Below are 26,105 nucleotides of genomic sequence, written 5' to 3' on the forward strand. Positions count from 1 at the left end.
GTCAGCCACCGGTAGCCTGCGCCTGCGCGGCGGGCGGGTAGTAGAAAATGTCATAGACCCCGGTTTCTCCTTCCAGTCCGTGGGCGTCATACGCCGACAAACGCACGTGATAAAACGACGCCTTGAGCCCATTGAAGCTCATTTTCGGCTCACTGGAGAAGTTTTCCTGCTTGATGTTCATGAAGGCTTTATCAGTCGCCACCTGGGCGCGATAACGTTGCGCGCCCGCCAATGGCCGCAGGTAGAGACGCCAGACGGGCGCGTCGCCTTTCTGCCCGTCCTGGCCAATGAGTTTCGGCGCGGGCAGCAACGCTAACGGCTCAAGCTCGCCTTGTTTCTTGAACAGCAGCCCTTGTCGCGCGCCGACTTTTACTTCGCTGTCAGACGCGCCAGCCTTGCTGTCACGGCTGACTGCGACCTGGCCGTCGAGTACTTCGAGCACCGATTGCTCACCATCGTCGCGCACTCGAAAATGGGTGCCACGTACCCCCAGCACGCCCACCGGCGTGACGATCTGGAAGCGATCATAATCGGTGGCCCGCTTGATCACATACGCTTCGGCCTGGCCTTGTTCGAGCATCACTTGGGGGATCAACTGCTTCTCGTCGAGGTGCAGGCGCACCTGGGAACTGGACGGCAGCACCACCCGAGAACCGTCGCCGAGCAACAGGCTGACAAATGCCGCAGCGGATGTTCTCACCCCCTCTTGCTCATCAATGGTCATGCCCTCCTGCAAAGGCGTCACCTTGCCGCCTACATCGAGCTTCCAGGCTTCCCCGGTCAGGTGCTGGACAACAGCCGGCAACGGCTGCGCACGGCACAGGGTGTGGTCATCGATATAGGCCGGCCGCGCTTTGGCCGATGCACCCGCAACCCCTACCGCCAGGATCAACAGGGAGGGAAGGGCGCGAAGCATTGAATGGGGGGAAAGCGTCATGGTTCTCATCAATGTCCAGGTTCCAGAGGACGTCTGACATCGGCACGCGGGCATTTACGGCAGCGCATGTGTCGGCTGATCCTTTTACTTACCCTCGGGAGCCGGTATCTTTCCCACAGAGGTACCCAGGACTTTCAGGGGGTTACGGCCCTTTGATATCAGCGTACCGAGAGATCCAAGGGGTCGTCGAATCTGACCACAATTATTCAGATTCAATGGCCGGCAACTGCGCAGTATGTGCCGTTATTCATTGGCCGTCGGCTGCCCTATATTAAGTACAAAGGACCCTCGACATGCGTGTCGCAATACTGGATGACGAACCTGCCGAGTTGCGGCGGGTGGAACAGACACTGCGACAGATCCCCGGCACCGCGGAGCAGCCTTGGTCCCTGCATTGCTTCGAGCGTGGTGAAGACCTGCTACGCCAACTGCGCCGGGAAACCTTTGACCTGCTGATACTCGACTGGCAACTGCCCGATATCACTGGCATTGCCTTGCTGCGCTGGACCCGCGAACACATGGAATCGCCGCCCGCCGTCATCATGCTCACCAGCCGCGATGCCGAGAGCGATATCGTCACGGCGCTCAATAGCGGCGCCGACGACTACGTCAGCAAACCCTTTCGTCCCAACGAACTGAAAGCCCGTGTCTCTGCAGTGTTGCGTCGCCACGGCCTGCAGAAGTCGGCGACCCAAGAGGTGCAAAGCTTCAACGACTTGACCTTTGACGATGCTGAACTGACGGTGACCCGAGCCGGCAAACCGATCAACCTGACCGAGCGTGAATACCGCCTGGCCAGTTGCCTGTTCGCCAACCTGGCCCGACCGCTGTCCCGTGAGTACCTCTATGAGCGCTTCTGGACTCATGAAGAAATGGTCTCGTCTCGCCCACTGGATACGCATATCTACCGGCTGCGTAACAAGCTTGGGCTGACGGCGGATCGGGGCTGGCAGCTGTTGACGATCTACGGGTATGGGTATCGGCTGGAGAGTGTCGCAACGGCGCCATCGCCCAACTGAAATGGCGATGTTCCACGTGGAGCATTTAAAAAATGCCCAATAAAAAAGGCCAACGCTGAGCGTTGGCCTTTTTGTTTTTAGCGGTCTTGCCTGATCAGAAGTCCAGGTTGGACACCGCCAATGCGTTGCTTTCGATGAAGTCACGGCGAGGTTCGACCGCATCACCCATCAGGGTGTTGAAGATCTGGTCTGCGCCAATGGCGTCTTCGATGGTCACGCGCAGCATGCGACGCTGAGCCGGGTCCATGGTGGTTTCCCACAGCTGATCCGGGTTCATTTCGCCCAGACCTTTGTATCGCTGGATGGTGTGACGCTTGGTGCTTTCAGCCATCAGCCAGTCGAGGGCTTCCTTGAATTCCTTGACCTGCTTCTTGCGTTCGCCACGCTGGATATAAGCGCCGTCGTCCAGCAGGGTGCTGAGTTGCGCGCCCAGGGTTACCACGGTCTTGTAGTCATTGCTGCCGAAGAAGTCGCGGTTGAAGGTGACGTAGTTCGACAGGCCGTGGGAGATCAGTTCGACCTCTGGCAGCCAGACATTACGTTCACGGTCTTCGCGCAGACTGGCTTTGTACACCAGGCCAGATTTCTCCACGGTGCGCAGGCGCACTTCGTACTGGGCCAGCCAATCCTGCATGTGAGCGTGGTCACCCAACTGCTCCAGGCTTACGGATGGCAGGTAGATGAAGTGCTCGGTCAACTCCTGCGGATACAGGCGCGACAGACGCTTCAGAGTCTTCATCACCATGCGGAAGTCGTTAACCAGGCGCTCCAGCGCCTCACCGGAAATGCCCGGGGCTTCGTCGTTCAAGTGCAGGCTGGCATCTTCCAGGGCCGACTGCGTCATGTACTCTTCCATGGCGTCGTCGTCTTTGATGTATTGTTCTTGCTTGCCCTTTTTCACTTTGTACAACGGCGGCTGGGCGATGTAGATGTAGCCGCGCTCGATCAGCTCCGGCAACTGACGGAAGAAGAACGTCAGCAGCAGGGTACGGATGTGCGAACCGTCGACGTCAGCATCGGTCATGATGATGATGTTGTGGTAGCGCAGCTTGTCGATGTTGTACTCGTCACGGCCGATACCGCAGCCCAACGCTGTGATCAAAGTGCCGACTTCCTGAGAGGAAATCATTTTGTCGAAGCGCGCCTTCTCGACGTTGAGGATCTTGCCCTTCAACGGCAGGATCGCCTGGGTGCGACGGTTACGACCCTGCTTGGCGGAACCGCCAGCAGAGTCACCTTCCACCAGGTACAGCTCGGAGAGGGCAGGGTCCTTCTCCTGGCAGTCAGCCAGCTTGCCTGGCAGGCCGGCGATATCCAGTGCGCCTTTACGGCGGGTCATCTCGCGAGCTTTACGCGCCGCTTCACGGGCACGAGCCGCGTCGATCATCTTGCCGACAACCAGCTTGGCTTCGTTCGGGTTTTCCAACAGGAAGTCCGAGAAGTACTTGCCCATTTCCTGTTCGACGGCGGTCTTCACTTCGGAAGACACCAGCTTGTCTTTGGTCTGGGAGCTGAACTTTGGATCCGGCACTTTCACCGAGATAATCGCGGTCAGGCCTTCGCGCGCATCGTCACCGGTAGTGGCAACTTTGTGCTTCTTGGCCAAGCCTTCGGCTTCGATGTAGGTGTTCAGGTTACGCGTCAGTGCGGAACGGAAACCCACCAGGTGAGTACCACCGTCGCGCTGAGGAATGTTGTTGGTGAAGCACAACAGGTTCTCGTTGAAGCTGTCGTTCCACTGCAGGGCGATTTCCACGCCGATGCCGTCTTCGCGTTGGATGTTGAAATGGAAAACCTGGTTGACCGCAGTCTTGTTGGTGTTCAGGTATTCAACAAACGCACGCAGGCCGCCTTCGTACTTGAACAGCTCTTCCTTGCCGCTGCGCTCGTCCTTGAGGACGATACCCACACCGGAGTTGAGGAAGGACAATTCACGAATCCGCTTGGCCAGGATGTCCCAGCTGAAGTGGATGTTCTTGAAGGTTTCAGCCGATGGCTTGAAGTGGATCTGAGTACCGGTCGATTCGCTGTCGCCAACGATCTTCATCGGCTCTTTCGGTACACCGTGGACATAGGTCTGTTCCCAGATCTTGCCACTGCGGCGAACGGTCAGGATCAGCTCTTCGGACAGTGCGTTCACCACCGACACGCCCACACCGTGCAAACCGCCGGAGACTTTATAGGAGTTGTCGTCGAACTTACCGCCGGCGTGGAGCACGGTCATGATGACCTCTGCCGCCGAAACGCCTTCTTCTTTGTGCACGTCTACCGGAATACCGCGACCGTTGTCGCGCACGGTAATCGACTCATCCGGATGGATGATGATGCTGATGTCGTCGCAGTGACCGGCCAAAGCTTCGTCGATGGAGTTGTCGACCACCTCGAACACCATGTGGTGCAGACCGCTACCGTCATCAGTGTCGCCAATGTACATACCGGGACGTTTGCGTACGGCATCCAAACCTTTCAGCACTTTAATGCTGGTCGAGTCGTACGTGTTTTCTTCGCTCATGCCTTCACTCCCGATGGTCGTGGGTCTGGGTGATACGGCCTTGTTCCACGTGGAACAAAGCGACTGGCGTATCCGTGTGCCAGCCTTCCCTCAATAATTCGTGGTCTACACAGGTGATGAACACCTGGCAGCGTAATTCTTCCAACAAGCGGCATAACGCGCGGCGGTGCTGCTCGTCGAGTTCGGACGGCAAGTCATCCACCAGATAAATACACTGACCGCGGCGGGCTTGGCTAACCAAGTGGCCTTGGGCGATCCGCAGCGCACACACCACCAACTTCTGCTGACCCCGGGACAAGATGTCCGCGGCATTGTGTGCGCCCAATCTAAGACGCAAATCAGCCCGTTGAGGGCCGGCCTGGGTATGACCCATTTGCTGATCCCGTTGCAAAGACGTGGCGAGCACGGCACTCAGGTCGCGCTCTTTGTCCCAACCACGGTAATAACTCAGCGTAAGCCCCTCGAGATCTAGCAACTCGCTCAAGGTCTGCTCAAAGACTGGTTTCAAGGCTTTGATATAGGCGCGGCGGTATTCATCTATTTCGTCGCTGGCCAGGCACAGTTCCCGGTCCCAGGCCGCTTGCGAAGCGGCGTCAAGTGTACCATGCCGCAGCCACGAGTTCCGCTGCCGCAGGGCCTTCTGCAGGCGCTGCCAAGTGGCCATAAAACGCGGTTCCACGTGGAACACTCCCCAATCGAGGAATTGCCTGCGGATTTTCGGTGCACCTTCCAACAGCCGAAAGCTGTCGGGGTTGATCAGTTGCAGTGGCAGAATTTCCGCCAACTGCGCAGCGCTGCGGGCATTTTGCCCGTCGATGCGAATCTGGAACTCCCCACCGCGATCACGCGATATCCCCAGGCTGCTATGCCCACCTTCCGCTAGTTCGACTTGGCCAAACACCGTGCACGCCAGTTGCTCGTACTGAATCACCGGTAACAGGCGCGCACTGCGAAATGAACGGGCGAGACCCAACAGGTGAATGGCTTCCAGCACGCTGGTTTTGCCACTGCCATTGGCGCCGTGGAGAATATTGATGCGGGGGGAGGGGGAGAAGGTCACCGGGTGCAGATTGCGCACCGCGGTGACCGAGACGCGACTGAGGGACATCTAGCTTCTGCTGAGCATGATTACAGGCGCATCGGCATGACAACGTAAGCCGAGTCGTCGTTGTCGGATTCCTGCACCAGGGCGCTGCTGTTGGAGTCGGACAGGATCAGGCGAACCTGTTCGGTCGTCATCACACCCAGCACGTCCAGCAGATAGCTCACGTTGAAGCCGATTTCCAGCGAGCCGCCGTTGTAGTCGACGCCCACTTCTTCTTCCGCTTCTTCCTGCTCCGGGTTGTTGGCCTGGATCTTCAGCTGACCATTGGCAAGTTGCAGGCGGATGCCACGGTACTTTTCGTTGGACAGAATCGCGGTACGGCTGAACGCTTCGCGCAGGGCCTGACGATCACCAATCACCAACTTGTCGCCGCCCTTAGGCAGGACACGCTCGTAATCCGGGAATTTGCCGTCAACCAACTTGGAGGTGAAGGTGAACTCGCCGGTGGTCGCACGGATGTGGTGTTGACCCAGGACGATGCTGACGTTGCCGTCCGGCTCGGTGAGCAAACGCGCCAGCTCGAGGATACCTTTGCGCGGCACGATAACCTGGTGGCGATCCGGCTGGCCGATGTCGGCTTTCATCGAGCACATGGCCAGGCGGTGACCGTCAGTGGCCACGGCGCGGATGATGCCTTCGGAGACTTCCAGCAGCATGCCGTTGAGGTAGTAACGCACGTCCTGCTGCGCCATGGCGAAGCTGGTGCGCTCGATCAAACGACGCAGTTTGCTTTGCTCCAGGCTGCACGTCAGCGAGCCAGGACCTTCTTCCACGGTCGGGAAATCATTGGCAGGCAAGGTGGACAAGGTAAAGCGGCTGCGACCGGCCTTGACCACCAACTTCTGCTCATCAACCTTGATGTCGATCAGCGCGTCGTTGGGCAGGCTTTTGCAGATGTCCATCAGCTTGCGCGCCGGTACGGTGATCTCGCCAGGCTCGGCGGGCTCTTCCAGCTGCACACGACCCACCAGCTCGACTTCCAGGTCGGTACCGGTCAAGGACAATTGCTGGCCTTCGACCACCAGCAATACGTTGGAGAGCACCGGCAAGGTCTGTCGGCGCTCGACGACGCCTGCGACCAGTTGCAGGGGTTTCAACAGGGCTTCGCGTTGAATGGTGAAATGCATGGTCTAGTCCCTTGCCTTAATAAGCTGCGCTGGTGTCATCAAGTTGTCAGTGTACGCAGCAGGTTCTTGTAGTCCTCGCGAATATCCGCGTCGGATTCCTTAAGTTCATTGATCTTGCGGCATGCGTGCAAGACCGTTGTGTGGTCGCGACCACCAAACACATCACCGATTTCCGGCAGGCTGTGGTTGGTCAACTCCTTGGAGAGGGCCATGGCCACCTGACGGGGACGTGCCACCGAACGCGAACGGCGCTTGGACAGCAGGTCGGAGATCTTGATCTTGTAGTACTCGGCCACGGTGCGCTGGATGTTATCCACACTCACCAGCTTGTCTTGCAGGGCCAGCAAGTCTTTCAGGGATTCGCGAATCAACTCGATGGTGATGTCGCGGCCCATGAAGTGCGAGTGCGCAATGACCCGCTTGAGCGCGCCTTCCAGCTCACGCACGTTGGAACGGATGCGTTGGGCAATAAAGAAAGCAGCATCATGCGGCAGGTCGACCTTCGCCTGATCGGCCTTTTTCATCAGGATCGCAACGCGGGTTTCCAGCTCCGGCGGCTCGACCGCCACGGTCAGGCCCCAGCCGAAACGTGATTTCAGGCGTTCTTCCAGCCCTTCGATTTCCTTCGGATAACGGTCACTGGTCAGGATGACCTGTTGGCCGCCTTCGAGCAGGGCGTTGAAGGTGTGGAAAAACTCTTCCTGGGAACGTTCTTTGCGCGCGAAGAATTGAATGTCATCGATCAGCAACGCATCAACCGAACGGTAGAACCGTTTGAACTCGTTGATGGCATTGAGCTGCAAGGCCTTGACCATGTCAGCCACGAAGCGCTCCGAGTGCAGGTACACGACCTTGGCATTCGGGTTCTTCTTTAATAGGTGGTTACCCACAGCGTGCATCAAGTGGGTCTTACCCAAACCGACGCCGCCATAAAGGAACAGCGGGTTGTAGCCGTGCTTGGGGTTATCGGCGACCTGCCAGGCGGCCGCGCGAGCCAGCTGGTTGGATTTACCTTCGACGAAGTTCTCGAAGGTAAAGGTGCGGTTCAGGTAGCTGGTGTGCTTGAGCGCGCCTTCGACCTGCACGGTGCGCTGTTCGGCGCGAACCGGCGCCTGCTGGGAGCTTGCGCCCGCCATCGGGTCAAAACTGTCGCGGGACGGTTCTTCGTGTTCGGGCGCATTTTTTTGCGCGGCGGATTTCGAAGGTGTCGGCGCAGGAGCTGGCGTGTTGTTGACCGGCGAGGTCGCCGCCTGAGCCTGCGATGCCGCAGCCGCCAACGGCGCGTTCGGCGCAGCACGCGGGACTGAACTGCGTTTGCTGCCTATTAATAAGGAGAGCACCGGTGCGAGACCATTGCCATGTTCATCGAGCAATTCGAGAACGCGGCTCAGGTACTTCTCGTTGACCCAGTCGAGGACAAAACGGTTAGGCGCATAGACACGCAACTCGTCGCCTTCGGCTTCGACCTGTAGCGGACGGATCCAGGTGTTGAATTGCTGGGCAGGCAGCTCTTCGCGCAAAAGCTCCACGCACTGCTGCCAAAGTTCCACTGACACGGATATCCCCTAAGTTGAAAGCCGGTGAGGCAAAAACAGCCGCCATTGTAGCGGCCAGCCGTCCACTTATCCACATGTAGGTTGCGCACAGGAGGCCCAAAATCAACGCGTTAAGTGAGAAAAAGGCGACCAATGGTCTGTGCATAAGCTCTGTGGATAAGCCTACCTAAGCTCGTTGTACAAGTGGGGTCGAAAGTCTGTGGGTAACTGGCCTGTGGATAACAACCTATTCCACACACAGCTTATCCGACAGTGCAGCACAGGCAGAGCACCGTTTTCCCCCGTAGTTGTCATTCTCTGTACAGTAGGCAGCTCATGGCCTCAGGGCACTTATCCACAGAGGATCGCCTGCCTAGCTTTTATAAGCTTTACAGAAAAGCTTTAAATAACTTCCTTCTTTATTTTTATATCTATGGCATTGCTCGTGAAAGCCGAGCGCATGGAAAACGGCAGATGACCCGTAAAGATCTAATTAAAGGAAAAGCTGGTTGGAAATTGACCTAGAGGCTTGCTTTCTCTAGAATCGCCGGTCTCTTAAAACGGGGGCCATTCCGGCCCGTTGTGGACGAACCAGGTAACAACGCCATGAAACGTACTTTCCAACCAAGCACCATCAAACGCGCCCGTACCCACGGCTTCCGTGCTCGCATGGCTACCAAGAACGGCCGTGCTGTCCTGTCGCGTCGCCGCGCCAAAGGTCGTGCGCGTCTGGCAGTTTGATAATCCGGTACTGGTGGTGAGTCAGGACTTCAGTCGGGAAAAGCGTCTGCTAACCCCCCGGCACTTCAAGGCAGTCTTTGACTCCCCCACCGGCAAGGTTCCGGGGAAAAATCTCCTGCTCCTTGCGCGTAACAACGATCTTGATCATCCCCGTCTCGGGTTGGTGATCGGCAAGAAGAGCGTAAAGCTCTCCGTTGAGCGCAATCGCCTCAAGCGTCTGATGCGCGAATCGTTTCGCCTCCACCAGGACACTCTGGTTGGTTGGGATATTGTTATCGTCGCGCGCAAAGGCTTGGGTGATGTAGAAAACCCCGAATTGATTCAGCATTTCGGCAAGCTCTGGAAACGTTTGGCGCGTACCCACAAGCCAGCACCAGCAGTCAGCACCGAAACTGTAGGGGTAGACAGCCTTGATGCGTAAACTGGCCCTCGTTCCGATCCAGTTTTATCGCTATGCCATTAGTCCTCTGATGGCCAGCCACTGTCGTTTCTACCCCAGTTGTTCCTGCTACGCGTTAGAGGCCATAGAAAATCATGGCCTTCTGCGCGGTGGCTGGCTGACCTTTCGTCGTTTAGGTCGCTGTCATCCGTGGAATCCCGGTGGTTATGACCCGGTTCCACCTATCCCTACCTCCCGTTCTTCTTCGATGGCCGAGTAATCATGGATATTAAACGCACGATCCTGATCGTCGCCCTGGCAATCGTGTCCTACGTCATGGTTCTTAAGTGGAACCAGGACTACGGCCAGGCTGCCCTGCCGACTCAGAATGTTGCTACCAATCAGGCTGCGCCGGCTATTCCGGACACCCCGCTGGGTAACAATGCGTCCGCGAGTGCCGATGTTCCCAGCGCGAATGGCGAGACAAGCGCCCCTTTAGAAACGCCAGTGGTCACCAATAAAGACCTCATCCACGTGAAAACGGATGTGCTCGACCTGGCTATCGACCCACAAGGTGGTGATATCGCGCAGTTGAAACTGCCGCTGTATCCACGTCGCCAGGACCATCCGGATGTCCCGTTCCAACTGTTCGATAACGGTGGTGAACGGACTTATCTGGCGCAAAGTGGCCTGACCGGCACCAACGGTCCGGATGCACGTGCTACCGGTCGTCCGGTTTATTCGACCGAGCAAAAGACTTATCAACTGGCTGACGGCCAGAACCAGTTGAACGTCGACCTGAAATTCAGCCTCGACGGCGTCAATTACATCAAGCGTTTCAGCTTCACCCGTGGTTTGTACGACTTGAAGGTCACTTACCTGATCGACAACGAAAGCGACAAGCCATGGAGCGGCAACCTGTTTGCCCAGCTCAAGCGTGACGCCAGTTCCGATCCTTCTTCCAGCACCGCCACTGGCACCGCGACTTACCTGGGCGCTGCCCTGTGGACAAGTAACGAGCCGTACAAAAAAGTGTCGATGAAAGATATCGACAAGGGCTCGCTGAAAGAAACCGTCCAAGGTGGCTGGGTTGCCTGGCTGCAACACTACTTCGTGACCGCCTGGATCCCGAACAAGGGTGACGCGAACCTGGTTCAAACCCGCAAGGACAGCCAGGGTAACTACATCATTGGCTTCACTGGCCCGGCGTTGACCGTCGCTCCAGGTGCCAAGGCCGAGACCAGCGCTACCCTGTACGCCGGTCCGAAAAGCCAGGCCGTGCTGAAAGAGTTGTCCCCAGGTCTTGAGTTGACTGTGGATTACGGCTTCCTCTGGTTCATTGCCCAGCCGATTTTCTGGTTGCTGCAACATATCCACAGCATTGTGGGTAACTGGGGCTTCTCGATCATCTTCCTGACCATGCTGATCAAAGGGATTTTCTTCCCGCTGTCGGCCGCCAGCTACAAGTCGATGGCGCGTATGCGTGCCGTTGCGCCGAAACTGGCCGCGCTGAAAGAGCAACATGGTGATGACCGGCAGAAAATGTCGCAGGCCATGATGGAGCTGTACAAGAAAGAGAAGATCAACCCGCTGGGTGGATGCTTGCCGATTCTGGTGCAGATGCCGGTATTCCTGTCGTTGTACTGGGTACTCCTGGAAAGCGTGGAAATGCGCCAGGCACCGTTCATGCTGTGGATAACTGACTTGTCGATCAAAGACCCGTTCTTTATCCTGCCGATCATCATGGGCGCGACCATGTTTATCCAGCAGCGTCTGAACCCGACTCCGCCGGATCCGATGCAGGCCAAGGTAATGAAAATGATGCCAATCATCTTCACCTTCTTCTTCCTGTGGTTCCCTGCTGGTCTGGTGCTGTACTGGGTGGTCAACAACGTGTTGTCGATCTCTCAACAGTGGTACATCACTCGTAAGATCGAAGCGGCTACCAAAAAAGCTGCGGCGTAATTTACTCTGTGGATAACCACTCAAGACGCCCCCTAGTGGGGCGTTTTGCTTTCTGTCACTTTCGTTCTGGAACCTGCTGATGAGCGCTCCTCGTGAAACCATCGCTGCTGTCGCTACCGCTCAAGGTCGCGGCGGTGTCGGTATCGTTCGTATTTCCGGGCCGCTTGCCGGCAGGGCAGCACAAGCGATCAGCGGTCGCGAGTTGAAGCCGCGGTATGCCCATTACGGGCCGTTCCTGGACGCTGACAACAGTGTGTTGGACGAGGGCCTGGCGCTTTATTTTCCGGGCCCGAATTCATTCACCGGTGAAGACGTCCTTGAACTGCAGGGCCACGGCGGCCCGGTAGTGCTGGATATGTTGCTGCAGCGCTGCCTGCAATTGGGTTGCCGCCTGGCTCGCCCGGGCGAATTCAGCGAGCGCGCCTTCCTTAACGACAAGCTCGACCTGGCCCAGGCTGAAGCCATTGCGGACTTGATCGAAGCCAGTTCTGCACAGGCGGCACGCAATGCGTTGCGCTCGTTGCAGGGGGCTTTTTCCCTGCGTGTGCATAACTTGACTGAGCAATTGATCAGCCTGCGTATTTACGTGGAGGCTGCGATCGATTTTCCGGAAGAGGAAATCGACTTTCTTGCCGATGGCCATGTCCTGGCAATGCTGGATAAAGTCCGCGATGAGTTATCCACAGTACTGCGTGAGGCCGGGCAGGGCGCGTTGTTGCGTGACGGCATGACCGTCGTGATTGCCGGCCGGCCGAATGCAGGCAAATCCAGTCTGCTCAACGCCCTGGCAGGTCGCGAAGCCGCGATTGTCACCGAGATTGCCGGCACCACCCGTGACATCCTGCGCGAACATATCCACATCGACGGCATGCCGTTGCACGTCGTCGACACCGCTGGCCTGCGCGACACTGAAGACCAGGTGGAAAAGATCGGCGTCGAACGGGCCCTCAAGGCAATCGGCGAAGCCGATCGCGTGCTGCTGGTGGTGGATGCCACGGCACCGGAGGCTGTGGATCCTTTTGCACTGTGGCCGGAATTCCTCGAGCAACGGCCGGACCCGGCCAAAGTCACCTTGATCCGCAACAAGGCCGACCTGACGGGCGAAGCCATCGCCCTCGAAACCAGCGAGGATGGCCACGTCACCATCAGCCTGAGCGCCAAGTCGGCAGGCGAAGGCCTGGAATTGCTGCGTGAGCATCTCAAGGCGTGCATGGGCTTCGAGCAGACGTCGGAAAGCAGCTTCAGTGCGCGCCGCAGGCACCTGGAGGCACTGCGCCACGCCAGCGCGGCGCTGGAGCATGGTCGAGCGCAGCTGACCCTGGCGGGGGCGGGGGAGCTGCTGGCTGAGGATTTACGTCAGGCGCAGCAGCTGCTGGGGGAAATCACCGGTGCATTCAGCTCCGATGATTTGTTGGGACGGATCTTTTCCAGCTTCTGCATCGGCAAATAACCAGGTTATCCACAACCCCTGCCGACGATAGTGGCCTGAAGACGTCCAGATGCTTCAGGCCTCATCCATCACCAGTTATACGAAACTGTCCCAAGCAGTGTACGGCTGTCGCCCCAATAGCAGCGGCCCGCATCGTTACAGCCGGACACATATTCCTTGTCGAACAGGTTCTTGGCGTTCAGATCCACAGACCAGTGTTTGTCTATCTGATAACCCACTGACGCATCCACCAAGGTGACACTTCCCGCGTCGAGTTTTCCGTACAGCGATGGCCCCGTGTAGGAAAAGGTGCTGTCGAAATAACGCACACCGCCGCCCAGGGACACGCCTTTCAACTGGCCGTCGAGGAACCGGTACTTGCTCCACACCGACGCCTGGTTGCGTGGAACTCCGCTCATCTGGTGTCCTTCGACCAGCGACGTGGCCGAGTCCTTGGTAATACGTGCGTCCGTGTAGGTGTAGGCCGCAGTGAGGTTCAGGTTGGGCGTAATGTTGCTGTTGACCTCCACCTCCACGCCCTTGGCTCGGCTCTCGCCAACCTGGCGATAACTGTTGGTGGTGGCATCGAGGTAGGTGTCGTCCTGCTTGCGCAGGTCATACACCGATAATGTCATCGCGGTGTCCCAGCCGATCGGCTCGTATTTCACACCCACTTCATACTGGCTGCTGGTGATCGGCTTCAAGGGGGAGCCGGCATTGGAAATCTGCTGCACCGGTACAAACGCGGTGGAGTAGCTGACATACGGCGTCAGGCCGTTGTCGAACTGATACATCACCCCGCCCTGATAGGTGAACTTGCGATCCTGCGAGTCGGTATTGCTGGCCTTGTTCACTTTGTCGCGGAAGTCACTGTCGACCCAGTCCTGGCGGCCTCCCAGCAGAAACAGCCAGTGGTCATACTTGCTCTGGATCTGTGCATAAACCCCTTTCATCTGCTGTTCGAGCAAGGTGTTTTGCACCGCGACCGGCGTGAGCGGGTCGCGCAGGTATACCGGGTTATACACATTGATGGTGCCGGCGAAGCCAGCGTCCCAGTCCTGGTTGAATGAGGTGCGGTCGTAGCTGGCGCCGAACAACAGGGTATTTTCCAGTTCGCCCAGCTGGAATTTGCCTTCAAGCTGGTTATCCAGGGAGTAGACCATCGACTTGTTGTAGCGGTCGTAGGCGGTCATGTTCAGTTGGGTACCGAAACCACGATTATTCAGCGTGCTTGGCCAGGTTTCATGCCGGTTGATGCGTGACTGCATATAGCGCGAGTTCTGGCGGAACTGCCAGTCGTCGTTGAGGGTGTGGCTGAATTCGTAGCCGGTGCTCCAGGCTTCGCGTTCGAAGGTGTTCCAGTCCGGATCACCGAGCATGGTGTGCTTGGACAGCTTACCGTTGGGGTTTTTAAGCAACGTGCCGGCAGCGGGCAGGCCGAGTTCCAGGTTGGTGTGGTCTTTCTGATAGTTGGCCAGCAGGGTGAGGGTGTTGTAGTCGTCGAAATTCAAGGTCAGGGAGGGCGCGATATAGAGCCGATCATCCGGGACGTGATCGGTCTGGGTGTCGGACTTGCGACCCAGCATTACCACGCGGCCAAGGATATTCTCGTTGTCATTGAGCGGACCGGAGATATCCACACCCACCTGGCGACGGTTGTTCGTGCCATACCCCAACTGCACCTCGCCTTGCGGGGTAGAAGTCGGGTGTTTGCTGACCAGGTTGACCAAGCCACCTGGGGCGTTTTCGCCGTACAGCAGGGAAGACGGACCACGGAAAATCTCGACTCGCTCCAGGCCATAAGGCTCGCTGGTGGTGTCGTACCGATTGCCTTGTACGCGTAAGCCATCACGTAGCAGGCCGTAGCCATAATCCGTGGCGTTGAAACCGCGAATGAAGAACAGGTCGCCCGCCAGGCTGTCGCCGGCCGCAAAGGGTGGAGCGAAGATGCCGGGTACATAGCCCAATACTTCAGTCAGGCTCTGGGATTTCTGGTCCTTGATGCGCTGGCCGGTGACCACCGAGACCGAGCGCGGTGTTTCCGACAGCGGCGTGCTGGTCTTGGTACCGATGCGGCTGTTTTGCGCCTTGTAGCCAACATCCGCGGCGATGTCCTGATTGAAACCCGCCTGTTGATAAGTACTCACGGTTGTTGGGGCGAGGGTCAGTTGACCTTCGGGAGCCGCCTGCAGGACATAGCTGCCGGGGGCCTGGGCGACAGCCTGCAGCCGCGAGTCTTGCAGGAGCAGTGCGAAGCCCTGGTCCACCGAATAGTCCCCCTCCAGCCCTGGGGTGTTCAATTGCGCGGTTTGCTGGGGCGAAAAGGATAGAATCACATTGGCCCGGGCGGCGAACTGGCTCAAGGCGCCGTCCAGCGGGCCAGCCCCGATGGTGTAGTGCTGCACCGCGCTGGCAGCCATCGCACCCGTGCAGAGCAACAGGCTGGTGGCGGCGGCAGACGTGAGCAGCAAACCGCAGCTCATGCCATGGTAGGAGAGTCGTTGGCGGATCTTGGTAGAAAGGCGCATAGGTGGATAAGCCCTGAAGGTAGCGTCGTGATTACCTGTAGGGCCGCGCCAGGTAAAAAAAAGATAACCCCCTTGTGGATAATTTTTTCCCTCAGCCGATGCGTTTTACCGATACCCAATAACGGGTGAAGTATTTCACCTGGATCGGCAGGGTTGCTTGCAGGTTGGCCAATACCGCGTCGGTGGCGTCCAGGCGAAACGTCCCGGAAACACGCAGGCGTGCCGAGGCCGGATCGCACTGCAGCATGCCCGGCCGATAGCGGGCGAGGTCGTCGATCACATCCCCAAGCCGTGCGTCCAGCACGATCAGTTGTCCGTCGACCCAGGCTGCCTGGGTGCGGCGATAAGGCTGGTTGAGCCCCACGTTCTGTCGGTCGAAGTCGACGCTTTCACCTGCTCCGAGCAGTCGGACATGATCGGGTTGGTCACCCGGCGCCACACTGACTCGATCTTCCAGCACACCAACGCGCGTGGCGTCCGGCAATTGGCGCACGGTAAACCGCGTGCCCAATGCCTGGATCCGGCCCTGGCGCGTCTCCACATAAAAGGGCGTCTGCCCGCCGGACTTGCCGGTGTGGATAAGCACTTCACCCTCGCGCAGGCGGATCAAACGCTGGCGACCGTCGAACAGCACATCAATTGCGGTGTTGGTATTCAGGTCTATCCGCGTGCCATCCGCCAGCTCGATGCGCCGTCGCGTGCCCACCGGTGTGCGGTAGTCAGCCCAGACATTGCCCAGGGAAGTATGTTGCTGGACATTCCAGCCCAGGTAGCCGGTAGCACCGAGTACCAGCATCCACTTGAGCACCTGGCGGCGTTGTTGCGTGGTCGACAATGCGCGGCGCGTGAGGTCCTGGGGCAGGGCGCCGAGGCTGCGCTGCAACCGCTCCATCTGGTTCCACGCAGCCAAGTGGGACGGATCACCATTGAGCCATTGCTGCCAGGCATGACGCTCGGCGGCGGTCGGCGGCTGGGATTGAAATTGCACAAACCAACTGGCGGCGGCCTCGAAGGTCTTGCGATCGGGCGCAGCCATCAAAGACTGGCCATGATCAGCGAGCATTCGGTCAGGGCGCGGATCATGTGTTTCTTCACAGTGGTCAACGAGACCTGCAACTGGTCGGCAATCTGTTGATAAGTCAGCCCGTCGATCTGCGAGAGCATGAAGATCCGCCGTGCCCGTTCACCCAGGCCAGCCAGCGCTTTATCCACAGCTACCAGGGTCTCGATGATGATCGCCTTGTCTTCTTCACTGATGGCGATGGCTTCGGGACGTTCGGCCAGGGTCTGTTTATAAGCCTGTTCGATGGCATGGCGGCGGTAACGATCAATCACCAACCCCCTGGCAATGGTCGCCAAGTAGTCGCGCGGTTCGAGGATCTGTCCCGCATGTCGCCCTCCCAGAATACGCACGAACGTATCGTGCGCAACATCAGCGGCATCGCAGGCGTTATGCAATTTACCTTTGAGCCATCCGTGCAGCCACGAGTGGTGTTGCTCATAGATGTGCTGGACGGCAACGGTGTGTGAAGAAGGGGACATAGGGCATGACAAGCGAGGTTAATGATAATCGCTATTATTAACTGCGCCGTGGTTTTCTCACAATAGCTCTGTTTTTGCCGCAGTCGAAGGATTCTGGTGGCCTCGTCGTGGGCGCTATTCACTCGGATCCAGCAATTTCTGTGGATTAAGCCCTGTGAATAACCGCCCCTGTGCCCAGTTGATAACAGGGCTTGAAACCTGAGCAAAAACCCCTCTGTGGATAACAACCTGTTTAATCCACAGGCTTAAAGCACTTATCCAAGGGCCTCCTTGGCACATGACCACAGACTTTTGAAACGCTGTACACAACGTAAATAAAGGCTTGTAGAGATCTATCCACAGAAACCATGCTCAGTAGAAATAAACATAAAAACAAAGATTTAATAAATTTCTCTCTTTTAATTTCTATTGTCTGTGATTCATCCACAGCTGGTTAAATTTTGTGCAAAGGGTTCTTTAGGAAGGGCTAAGTCCCTATACTTGCCGCCAAAGCTCTAAAACCAGCTCAACCAATCAATTCCTAATAACCTACATAAGCAGGCACGAGGTGCGTGGTGGATTTCCCTTCCCGTTTTGAAGTGATCGTCATCGGCGGCGGTCATGCCGGTACCGAGGCAGCACTGGCGTCAGCACGCATGGGCGTAAAAACCCTGTTGCTCACGCATAACGTGGAAACCCTCGGTGCAATGAGTTGCAACCCCGCTATTGGTGGGATCGGCAAAAGCCATCTGGTCAAGGAAATCGATGCCCTTGGTGGCGTCATGGCCGAAGCAACCGACAAGGGTGGTATTCAATTTCGCGTGCTCAACAGCCGCAAAGGCCCGGCGGTGCGTGCCACTCGGGCACAAGCCGACCGCATCCTGTACAAGGCGGCGGTACGCGAAACCCTGGAAAACCAGTCGAACCTGTGGATATTTCAACAAGCTGCCGATGACCTGATCGTCGAACAGGACCAGGTCCGCGGTGTTGTCACGCAAATGGGCCTGCGGTTCTTCGCAGAATCCGTGGTGCTGACCACCGGTACGTTCCTCGGCGGACTTATCCACATCGGTATGCAGAATTATTCGGGCGGTCGCGCCGGTGATCCGCCGTCGATTGCCCTGGCGCATCGCCTGCGTGAACTGCCACTGCGCGTCGGGCGCCTGAAAACCGGGACCCCGCCGCGTATTGACGGGCGTTCTGTGGATTTCTCGGTGATGACCGAACAAGCCGGCGATACGCCGATTCCGGTGATGTCGTTCATGGGCTCCAAAGAGCAGCACCCGAAACAGGTGAGCTGCTGGATTACCCATACCAATGCGCGCACCCACGAAATCATCGCGGCCAACCTCGACCGCTCGCCGATGTATTCCGGGGTGATCGAGGGCATTGGCCCACGTTATTGCCCGTCGATCGAAGACAAGATCCACCGCTTTGCCGACAAAGAAAGCCACCAGGTCTTCATCGAACCGGAAGGCCTGACCACTCACGAGCTGTACCCGAACGGGATTTCCACTTCGCTGCCGTTCGACGTGCAAATCCAGATCGTGCAATCGATCCGTGGTATGGAAAACGCTCACATCGTGCGTCCGGGCTACGCCATCGAGTACGACTATTTCGACCCGCGTGACCTGAAGTACAGCCTGGAAACCAAGGTGATCGGCGGTCTGTTCTTTGCTGGCCAAATCAACGGCACCACCGGTTACGAAGAAGCCGGCGCCCAGGGTTTGCTGGCCGGAACCAACGCGGCACTGCGCGCACAGGGCAAGGACAGCTGGTGCCCGCGTCGCGATGAAGCGTATATCGGCGTACTGGTTGATGACCTGATTACCCTGGGTACCCAGGAACCGTACCGGATGTTTACCTCCCGGGCGGAATATCGCCTGATCCTGCGCGAAGACAACGCCGATCTGCGCCTGACCGAAAAAGGTCGCGAGCTGGGCTTGGTCGATGACGCGCGCTGGGCGGCCTTCTGCAAAAAACGCGAAAGCATCGCGCTCGAAGAGCAGCGCCTGAAAAGTACCTGGGTTCGCCCGGGCACCGAGCAGGGCGACGCGATCGCGGAAAAATTCGGCACGCCGCTGACCCACGAATACAACCTGCTGAACCTGCTGTCCCGTCCGGAAATCGACTACGCTGGTCTGGTCGAAGTGACCGGCCAGGGCGCAGAAGATCCACAGGTCGCCGAACAGGTCGAGATCAAGACCAAGTACGCCGGTTACATTGATCGCCAACAGGACGAGATTGCTCGCCTGCGCGCCAGTGAAGACACCAAGCTGCCTGTGGATATCGACTACACCGGGATTTCCGGGCTGTCGAAAGAAATCCAGAGCAAGCTGGGGATAACTCGACCTGAGACCCTCGGCCAGGCTTCACGTATTCCTGGCGTCACCCCGGCGGCCATTTCGCTGTTGATGATTCATTTGAAAAAACGCGGCGCGGGCCGTCAGTTGGAGCAAAGCGCTTGAGTTCGTTGGTCACCTCGCAACACGCCGAAGAGTTATCCACAGGTGCACGCCAGTTGGGCGTGGACCTGACCGAAGCCCAGCACACGCTGCTGCTGGGTTATCTGGCCCTGTTGATCAAATGGAACAAGGCTTACAACCTGACCGCTGTGCGCGACCCCGATGAAATGGTCTCGCGTCATTTGCTCGATAGCTTGAGCGTGATGCCGTTTATCGAAAACGGTCGCTGGCTCGACGTAGGCAGTGGCGGCGGCATGCCCGGTATTCCGCTGGCCATCCTGTTTCCGGACGCGCAAGTGACATGCCTGGACAGCAACGGCAAGAAAACCCGCTTCCTGACCCAGGTCAAACTCGAACTCAAGCTGGATAACCTGCAAGTTATCCACAGTCGGGTCGAAGCCTTCACGCCTGAACAGCCTTTCAACGGAATTGTTTCCCGGGCGTTCAGCAGCATGGAGAACTTCAGCAACTGGACTCGCCACCTGGGCGACCGCGATACCCGCTGGCTGGCAATGAAGGGCGTTCATCCAAGCGACGAGCTGTTAGCATTGCCGGCAGACTTCCACCTCGATAGCGAACACGCCTTGGCCGTACCCGGTTGCCAAGGCCAACGCCATCTGCTGATACTGCGCCGCACGGCATGATTGGGAACACAAGCAAGAATGGCTAAGGTATTCGCGATAGCGAACCAGAAAGGTGGCGTGGGTAAAACCACCACCTGCATCAACCTCGCAGCATCCCTGGTCGCCACCAAGCGTCGGGTGCTGTTGATCGATCTCGATCCACAGGGCAACGCCACCATGGGTAGCGGTGTGGATAAACACGGCCTGGAAAACTCGGTCTACGACTTGCTGATTGGCGAGTGCGACCTGGCCCAGGCCATGCACTATTCCGAACACGGCGGTTATCAACTGCTGCCGGCCAACCGCGATTTGACCGCGGCGGAAGTGGTGCTGCTGGAAATGCAGATGAAAGAAAGCCGTCTGCGCAGCGCCTTGGCGCCGATCCGCGAGAATTACGACTACATTTTGATCGACTGCCCGCCGTCACTGTCGATGCTGACACTGAACGCGCTGGTGGCCGCCGATGGGGTGATTATCCCCATGCAGTGCGAGTACTACGCGCTGGAAGGTTTGAGCGACCTTGTGGATAACATCAAGCGCATCGCCGAGTTGCTCAACCCGAACCTGCAGATCGAAGGCCTGCTGCGGACCATGTTCGATCCGCGCCTGAGCTTGATGAACGATGTGTCGGCGCAGCTCAAGGAACACTTTGGCGATCAGCTGTACGACACGGTGATCCCGCGCAACATCCGTCTGGCCGAAGCCCCGAGCTACGGCATGCCGGCCCTGGCGTACGACAAACAATCGCGGGGTGCCATTGCCTACCTGGCACTGGCCGGCGAAATGGTTCGTCGCCAGCGCCGCAACTCACGCACCGCTGCAGCCCAGCCAACTTAAGGAATCCCCATGGCCGTCAAGAAACGAGGTCTCGGACGTGGACTGGATGCACTGTTGAGTGGTCCGACCGTCACATCGCTTGAAGAACAAGCGGTGCAGGCCGACGAGCGCGAGCTGCAACACCTGCCCCTGGACCTGATCCAGCGCGGCAAATACCAGCCACGCCGGGACATGGACCCCCAGGCGCTGGAAGAACTGGCCAATTCGATCAAGGCCCAGGGCGTGATGCAGCCGATCGTGGTACGCCCGATCGGTGGCGGACGCTTCGAAATCATCGCCGGTGAACGCCGCTGGCGTGCCAGCCAGCAGGCTGGCAAGGACACCATCCCGGCGATGGTGCGTGATGTGCCGGATGAAACGGCCATCGCCATGGCGTTGATCGAGAATATCCAGCGTGAAGACCTCAACCCGATCGAAGAAGCGATCGCGTTGCAGCGTTTGCAGCAGGAATTCCAGCTGACCCAGCAACAAGTGGCCGAGGCTGTGGGTAAATCCCGGGTCACCGTGTCCAACCTGCTGCGCCTGATCGCGTTGCCGGAAGTCATCAAGACCATGCTGTCCCACGGTGACCTGGAGATGGGCCATGCCCGTGCCTTGCTCGGATTGCCGGAAAATCAACAGGTTGAGGGGGCGCGACACGTTGTCGCACGAGGGCTCACCGTTCGTCAGACAGAGGCCCTGGTTCGCCAATGGCTCAGTGGTAAACCTGCACCGGTCGAAACGGCCAAACCTGATCCGGATATTGCACGTCTGGAGCAGCGCCTGGCCGAGCGCCTGGGCTCTGCGGTGCAAATTCGCCACGGCAAGAAAGGCAAAGGCCAATTGGTCATCGGATATAACTCTCTCGATGAGCTTCAGGGCGTCCTTGCCCACATCCGCTGAAACATTTGCTTATGTAGCGCGTGATCGGAAATCACTACCCGGCAGTTGAATAGGGGCAGAACCGCCCCTATACTCTGCGCGCATTTTGTCGGCACAAATTATGCCAAGTTATTGATTTCCGGCAGCCGACCATTGAGGAGCAAGAGTGATGGAAACCCGCACGCCAAACACGTTGCCGTTCCATCGCTTGGCCGTTTTCCCGGTTTTATTGGCTCAGTTAGTCATTTTGCTGATCGCCGCATTGGCGCTTTGGTATTGGCATGGAGTCGTAGCCGGGTATTCAGGACTTTGCGGAGGCCTGATAGCCTTGCTGCCCAATATGTATTTTGCTCACAGGGCCTTTCGGTTTTCCGGCGCCCGAGCAGCCCAGGCTATCGTCCGGTCCTTTTATGCCGGCGAAGCAGGGAAACTGATTTTGACGGCAGTGCTGTTTGCACTGACCTTTGCAGGTGTGAAGCCATTGGCGCCGCTGGCTGTATTCGGCGTCTTCGTGTTGACCCAACTGGTCAGCTGGTTCGCTCCCCTGCTAATGAAAACAAGACTTTCGAAACCTTAGGGCGTTTGAGGCAACCATGGCAGAAACAACCGCTTCGGGCTATATCCAGCACCACTTGCAGAACCTGACCTTCGGTCAGCTTCCCAACGGCGGCTGGGGCTTCGCCCACACCGCAGCAGAAGCCAAAGAAATGGGCTTCTGGGCTTTCCACCTGGATACTCTGGGCTGGTCGGTCGCACTGGGCCTGATTTTCGTCCTGATTTTCCGCATGGCGGCAAAGAAGGCGACTTCCGGTCAACCAGGTGCCCTGCAGAACTTCGTTGAAGTATTGGTCGAATTCGTCGATGGCAGCGTGAAAGACAGCTTCCATGGCCGTAGCCCGGTGATTGCACCGCTGGCACTGACCATCTTCGTCTGGGTGTTCCTGATGAACGCCGTCGACCTGATCCCGGTCGACTGGATTCCTCAGCTGGCCATCCTGATCTCCGGCGACCACCACATTCCATTCCGTGCGGTTTCCACCACGGACCCTAACGCCACCCTGGGCATGGCCCTGTCGGTGTTCGCGTTGATCATTTTCTACAGCATCAAGGTCAAGGGCATCGGCGGCTTCATCGGCGAACTGACCCTTCACCCGTTCGGCAGCAAGAACATCTTCGTTCAAGCCCTGCTGATCCCGGTGAACTTCCTGCTGGAGTTCGTGACCCTGGTCGCCAAGCCGATTTCCCTGGCCCTGCGACTGTTCGGCAACATGTATGCCGGCGAACTGGTGTTCATTCTGATCGCTGTGATGTTCGGCAGTGGTCTGCTCTGGCTCAGCGGCCTGGGCGTGGTTCTGCAGTGGGCGTGGGCTGTGTTCCACATCCTGATCATCACCCTGCAGGCCTTCATCTTCATGATGCTGACCATCGTCTACCTGTCGATGGCGCACGAAGAGAACCATTAAGACCAGTCTCGACTAGTCTGATGTCCTTCCCGGTCACCCGGGAAGGTGGGCTCTAACGGCCTATGAAACGATTTGTTTTACCGCTTTAAAATCTAAAAAACCTAAACCATACGACGTAAAAGTCGGGAGGAAAGATGGAAACTGTAGTTGGTCTAACCGCTATCGCTGTTGCACTGTTGATCGGCCTGGGCGCCCTGGGTACTGCCATTGGTTTCGGCCTGCTGGGCGGCAAATTCCTGGAAGGCGCAGCGCGTCAGCCAGAAATGGTTCCAATGCTGCAAGTTAAAATGTTCATCGTCGCCGGCCTGCTCGACGCCGTGACCATGATCGGCGTTGGTATCGCACTGTTCTTCACCTTCGCGAACCCCTTCGTTGGTCAACTCGCTGGCTAATCACTCGACTTTTCGAGTGATTGGGGTGATGGACAACGAATGAGCGAGGTGTTGGCGTGAACATTAATGCAACCCTGATTGGCCAATCCGTTGCGTTCTTCATTTTTGTAGTGTTTTGCATGAAGTTCGTGTGGCCTCCGGTCATCGCGGCTTTGCACGAACGTCAGAAGAAGATCGCGGATGGTTTGGACGCTGCCAGCCGTGCAGCTCGCGACCTGGAGTTGGCCCAAGAGAAAGTGGGTCATCAACTGCGCGATGCTAAAGCACAGGCAGCTGAAATCATTGAGCAAGCCAAGAAACGCGGTAACCAGATCGTCGAAGAGGCTGTTGAAAAAGCCCGCGTCGAAGCTGACCGTGTGAAGGCTTCGGCTCATGCCGAGATCGAACAGGAACTGAACGGCGTCAAAGACGCGCTGCGTGCCCAACTGGGTGCTCTGGCGGTCGGCGGTGCTGAGAAGATCCTCGGTGCCACAATCGATCAAAACGCGCACGCGGAGCTGGTTAACAAACTGGCTGCTGAAATTTAAGCGAGGGCGATCATGGCAGAACTGACCACGTTGGCCCGACCTTACGCTAAGGCAGCCTTCGAGCACGCCCAGGCCCACCAGCAGCTGGCCTCTTGGTCAGCCATGCTCGGCCTGGCTGCAGCAGTGTCGCAAGACGACACCATGCAGCGCGTGCTCAAGGCCCCGCGCCTGACGAGCGCAGACAAGGCCGCCACTTTTATTGAAGTGTGCGGCGACAAGTTTGATGTGAAAGTGCAGAACTTCATCCATGTCGTTGCCGAAAACGACCGTCTCCCGCTACTGCCGGAGATCGCCGCTCTGTTCGACCTGTACAAGGCCGAAGCAGAGAAATCGGTAGACGTTGAAGTGACCAGTGCTTTTGCATTGAACCAAGAACAGCAAGACAAACTCGCCAAGGTTCTCAGTGCACGACTCAATCGGGAAGTGCGCCTGCAAGCTTCGGAGGACGCATCCCTGATTGGTGGTGTTGTTATCCGTGCCGGCGACCTGGTTATCGATGGCTCGATTCGCGGCAAAATCGCGAAACTTGCCGAAGCATTGAAATCTTGAGTTTGAAGGGGCAGCAGAGCAATGCAGCAACTCAATCCTTCCGAAATAAGTGAAATTATCAAGGGCCGCATCGACAAGCTCGATGTGACCTCCCAAGCCCGTAACGAAGGCACTGTCGTCAGCGTATCTGACGGCATCGTGCGGATTCACGGTCTGGCCGACGTTATGTACGGCGAGATGATCGAGTTTCCGGGCGGCGTCTACGGTATGGCCCTCAACCTGGAGCAAGACTCCGTAGGTGCCGTTGTATTGGGCGCGTACACCAGTCTGGCTGAAGGCATGAGCGCCAAGTGCACCGGCCGCATCCTGGAGGTTCCGGTTGGTAAGGAACTGCTGGGCCGCGTAGTCGACGCACTGGGTAACCCTGTTGACGGCAAAGGTCCACTGGGCAACACCGAGACCGACGCGGTCGAGAAAGTTGCTCCAGGCGTGATCTGGCGTAAGTCGGTAGACCAGCCTGTACAGACTGGCTACAAGGCTGTCGATGCCATGATCCCTGTCGGCCGTGGCCAGCGTGAGCTGATCATCGGTGACCGTCAGATCGGTAAAACCGCTCTGGCGATCGACGCGATCATCAACCAGAAGAACAGCGGCATTTTCTGCGTCTACGTAGCTATCGGTCAGAAGCAATCGACCATCGCCAACGTGGTTCGCAAGCTGGAAGAAAACGGCGCCCTGGCCAACACGATCATCGTGGCTGCCAGTGCTTCGGAATCTCCTGCGCTGCAATTCCTGGCACCGTACTCCGGTTGCACCATGGGTGAATTCTTCCGCGACCGCGGTGAAGACGCGCTGATCGTTTATGACGATCTGTCCAAGCAAGCAGTGGCTTACCGCCAGATTTCCCTGCTGCTGCGCCGTCCACCAGGCCGTGAAGCCTACCCAGGCGACGTGTTCTATCTCCACTCCCGTCTGCTGGAGCGCGCATCCCGCGTTTCCGAAGAGTACGTAGAGAAGTTCACCAACGGCGCAGTGACCGGCAAAACCGGTTCCCTGACCGCACTGCCGATCATCGAAACCCAGGCTGGCGACGTTTCCGCGTTCGTTCCGACCAACGTGATTTCCATCACCGACGGTCAGATCTTCCTGGAATCGGCCATGTTCAACTCGGGCATCCGCCCTGCAGTGAACGCCGGTGTTTCGGTATCCCGTGTGGGTGGTGCCGCTCAGACCAAGATCATCAAGAAGCTCTCCGGTGGTATCCGTACCGCTCTGGCTCAGTACCGTGAACTGGCGGCATTCGCCCAGTTCGCTTCTGACCTGGACGAAGCGACCCGTAAGCAACTTGAGCATGGTCAGCGCGTTACCGAGCTGATGAAGCAGAAGCAATACGCCCCGATGTCGATCGCTGACATGGCGTTGTCGCTGTATGCCGCTGAGCGTGGGTTCCTGACCGACGTTGAAATCGCCAAGGTCGGCAGCTTTGAACAAGCGCTGATTGCTTACTTCAACCGCGATCACGCCGAATTGATGGCGAAGATCAACGTGAAGGGTGACTTCAATGACGATATCGACGCTGGCATGAAAGCCGGTATCGAGAAGTTCAAGGCCACCCAAACCTGGTAAGCCGCAGCGGGAGCCGCAAGGCTC

General features: G+C 57.8%; 24 protein-coding genes. 16 read left to right on the plus strand and 8 right to left on the minus strand.

Annotated features, from left to right (window positions below; genetic code table 11):
- Position 1: 1 nt before the first annotated feature.
- Entirely contained in the window at positions 2–916 is a 915-nt protein-coding gene (locus tag AC07OJ_RS11565) for a FecR family protein (RefSeq protein WP_495094711.1), read from the minus strand.
- A gap of 314 nt (positions 917–1,230) precedes the next feature.
- On the opposite strand from AC07OJ_RS11565, the gene AC07OJ_RS11570 reads away from it, so the two are divergent.
- Entirely contained in the window at positions 1,231–1,956 is a 726-nt protein-coding gene (locus tag AC07OJ_RS11570) for a response regulator transcription factor (RefSeq protein ID WP_106805570.1), read from the plus strand.
- 94 nt (positions 1,957–2,050) lie between these two features.
- On the opposite strand, the gene gyrB is transcribed toward AC07OJ_RS11570, so the two are convergent.
- Genes gyrB through dnaA form a run of 4 tightly spaced genes read right to left on the minus strand, consistent with a single transcriptional unit; the run spans position 2,051 to position 8,256 of the window.
- Entirely contained in the window at positions 2,051–4,468 is a 2,418-nt protein-coding gene (gene gyrB, locus AC07OJ_RS11575) for a DNA topoisomerase (ATP-hydrolyzing) subunit B (protein ID WP_065902697.1), read from the minus strand.
- A 4-nt stretch (positions 4,469–4,472) separates the two neighbouring features.
- Positions 4,473–5,576 carry a DNA replication/repair protein RecF gene (gene recF / locus AC07OJ_RS11580; RefSeq protein WP_065902696.1) on the minus strand — a complete coding sequence of 368 codons (1,104 nt, stop codon included), beginning with the start codon at positions 5,574–5,576 and terminating at the stop codon, positions 4,473–4,475.
- Between the two features lie 20 nt (positions 5,577–5,596).
- Positions 5,597–6,700, minus strand: coding sequence for a DNA polymerase III subunit beta (dnaN, locus tag AC07OJ_RS11585; protein WP_053258802.1), 1,104 nt, complete (start codon positions 6,698–6,700; stop codon positions 5,597–5,599).
- Positions 6,701–6,738: 38 nt separating this feature from the next.
- Complete coding sequence (gene dnaA, locus AC07OJ_RS11590; RefSeq protein ID WP_106805571.1) at positions 6,739–8,256, minus strand: chromosomal replication initiator protein DnaA; 1,518 nt, start codon at positions 8,254–8,256, stop codon at positions 6,739–6,741.
- Between the two features lie 585 nt (positions 8,257–8,841).
- Between dnaA and rpmH the strand changes: the two genes are divergently transcribed.
- The 5 genes from rpmH to mnmE all read left to right on the plus strand — a co-directional run bounded on the left by rpmH (position 8,842) and on the right by mnmE (position 12,770).
- The gene (rpmH, locus tag AC07OJ_RS11595) at positions 8,842–8,976 is read left to right on the plus strand and encodes a 50S ribosomal protein L34 (protein WP_003213577.1); all 135 of its coding nucleotides are present in this window, start codon (positions 8,842–8,844) and stop codon (positions 8,974–8,976) included.
- Between the two features lie 13 nt (positions 8,977–8,989).
- Positions 8,990–9,397, plus strand: a complete 408-nt coding sequence (gene rnpA / locus AC07OJ_RS11600; protein WP_020302575.1) for a ribonuclease P protein component — start codon at positions 8,990–8,992, stop codon at positions 9,395–9,397.
- Positions 9,390–9,635: a membrane protein insertion efficiency factor YidD gene (gene yidD, locus AC07OJ_RS11605; protein WP_010207715.1), complete on the plus strand. Its 246-nt coding sequence runs from the start codon at positions 9,390–9,392 to the stop codon at positions 9,633–9,635. The genes rnpA and yidD overlap by 8 nt, the downstream gene beginning before the upstream one ends.
- Before the next feature lie 2 nt (positions 9,636–9,637).
- Positions 9,638–11,320, plus strand: coding sequence for a membrane protein insertase YidC (gene yidC / locus AC07OJ_RS11610; protein ID WP_065902690.1), 1,683 nt, complete (start codon positions 9,638–9,640; stop codon positions 11,318–11,320).
- 79 nt (positions 11,321–11,399) lie between these two features.
- Positions 11,400–12,770 (plus strand): tRNA uridine-5-carboxymethylaminomethyl(34) synthesis GTPase MnmE, encoded by a 1,371-nt coding sequence (gene mnmE, locus AC07OJ_RS11615; RefSeq protein ID WP_213551889.1) that lies wholly within the window; start codon positions 11,400–11,402, stop codon positions 12,768–12,770.
- A gap of 68 nt (positions 12,771–12,838) precedes the next feature.
- On the opposite strand, the gene AC07OJ_RS11620 is transcribed toward mnmE, so the two are convergent.
- From AC07OJ_RS11620 to AC07OJ_RS11630, 3 genes are all read right to left on the minus strand, one after another.
- Positions 12,839–15,277: a TonB-dependent siderophore receptor gene (locus AC07OJ_RS11620; RefSeq protein WP_495094567.1), complete on the minus strand. Its 2,439-nt coding sequence runs from the start codon at positions 15,275–15,277 to the stop codon at positions 12,839–12,841.
- A gap of 91 nt (positions 15,278–15,368) precedes the next feature.
- The gene (locus tag AC07OJ_RS11625) at positions 15,369–16,313 is read right to left on the minus strand and encodes a FecR domain-containing protein (RefSeq protein ID WP_495094568.1); all 945 of its coding nucleotides are present in this window, start codon (positions 16,311–16,313) and stop codon (positions 15,369–15,371) included.
- Positions 16,313–16,819, minus strand: coding sequence for a sigma-70 family RNA polymerase sigma factor (locus tag AC07OJ_RS11630; protein ID WP_495005718.1), 507 nt, complete (start codon positions 16,817–16,819; stop codon positions 16,313–16,315). Before AC07OJ_RS11630 ends, AC07OJ_RS11625 begins: the two co-directional genes overlap by 1 nt.
- A gap of 554 nt (positions 16,820–17,373) precedes the next feature.
- Here AC07OJ_RS11630 and mnmG point away from each other — a divergent pair.
- The 10 genes from mnmG to atpA all read left to right on the plus strand — a co-directional run bounded on the left by mnmG (position 17,374) and on the right by atpA (position 26,081).
- Positions 17,374–19,266, plus strand: a complete 1,893-nt coding sequence (gene mnmG / locus AC07OJ_RS11635) for a tRNA uridine-5-carboxymethylaminomethyl(34) synthesis enzyme MnmG (RefSeq protein ID WP_495094569.1) — start codon at positions 17,374–17,376, stop codon at positions 19,264–19,266.
- Complete coding sequence (rsmG, locus tag AC07OJ_RS11640) at positions 19,263–19,907, plus strand: 16S rRNA (guanine(527)-N(7))-methyltransferase RsmG (RefSeq protein WP_065902677.1); 645 nt, start codon at positions 19,263–19,265, stop codon at positions 19,905–19,907. The genes mnmG and rsmG overlap by 4 nt, the downstream gene beginning before the upstream one ends.
- Positions 19,908–19,925: 18 nt before the next feature.
- Complete coding sequence (locus AC07OJ_RS11645) at positions 19,926–20,723, plus strand: ParA family protein (protein WP_010207696.1); 798 nt, start codon at positions 19,926–19,928, stop codon at positions 20,721–20,723.
- A 9-nt stretch (positions 20,724–20,732) separates the two neighbouring features.
- Positions 20,733–21,605, plus strand: a complete 873-nt coding sequence (locus AC07OJ_RS11650; protein ID WP_015886650.1) for a ParB/RepB/Spo0J family partition protein — start codon at positions 20,733–20,735, stop codon at positions 21,603–21,605.
- Between the two features lie 148 nt (positions 21,606–21,753).
- Positions 21,754–22,161 (plus strand): F0F1 ATP synthase subunit I, encoded by a 408-nt coding sequence (locus AC07OJ_RS11655; protein WP_043048220.1) that lies wholly within the window; start codon positions 21,754–21,756, stop codon positions 22,159–22,161.
- Between the two features lie 16 nt (positions 22,162–22,177).
- Positions 22,178–23,047: a F0F1 ATP synthase subunit A gene (gene atpB / locus AC07OJ_RS11660; protein ID WP_034101609.1), complete on the plus strand. Its 870-nt coding sequence runs from the start codon at positions 22,178–22,180 to the stop codon at positions 23,045–23,047.
- 134 nt (positions 23,048–23,181) lie between these two features.
- On the plus strand, positions 23,182–23,439 hold the full coding sequence (atpE, locus tag AC07OJ_RS11665; RefSeq protein ID WP_002555987.1) for a F0F1 ATP synthase subunit C: 258 nt from the start codon (positions 23,182–23,184) through the stop codon (positions 23,437–23,439).
- A 56-nt stretch (positions 23,440–23,495) separates the two neighbouring features.
- Positions 23,496–23,966 (plus strand): F0F1 ATP synthase subunit B, encoded by a 471-nt coding sequence (locus AC07OJ_RS11670; protein WP_015886647.1) that lies wholly within the window; start codon positions 23,496–23,498, stop codon positions 23,964–23,966.
- A 12-nt stretch (positions 23,967–23,978) separates the two neighbouring features.
- Positions 23,979–24,515, plus strand: coding sequence for a F0F1 ATP synthase subunit delta (locus AC07OJ_RS11675; protein ID WP_015886646.1), 537 nt, complete (start codon positions 23,979–23,981; stop codon positions 24,513–24,515).
- Between the two features lie 21 nt (positions 24,516–24,536).
- Positions 24,537–26,081, plus strand: coding sequence for a F0F1 ATP synthase subunit alpha (gene atpA / locus AC07OJ_RS11680; protein ID WP_003177064.1), 1,545 nt, complete (start codon positions 24,537–24,539; stop codon positions 26,079–26,081).
- Positions 26,082–26,105 lie beyond the last annotated feature (24 nt).

Source organism: Pseudomonas sp. GW821-FHT09C08, from assembly GCF_059418125.1.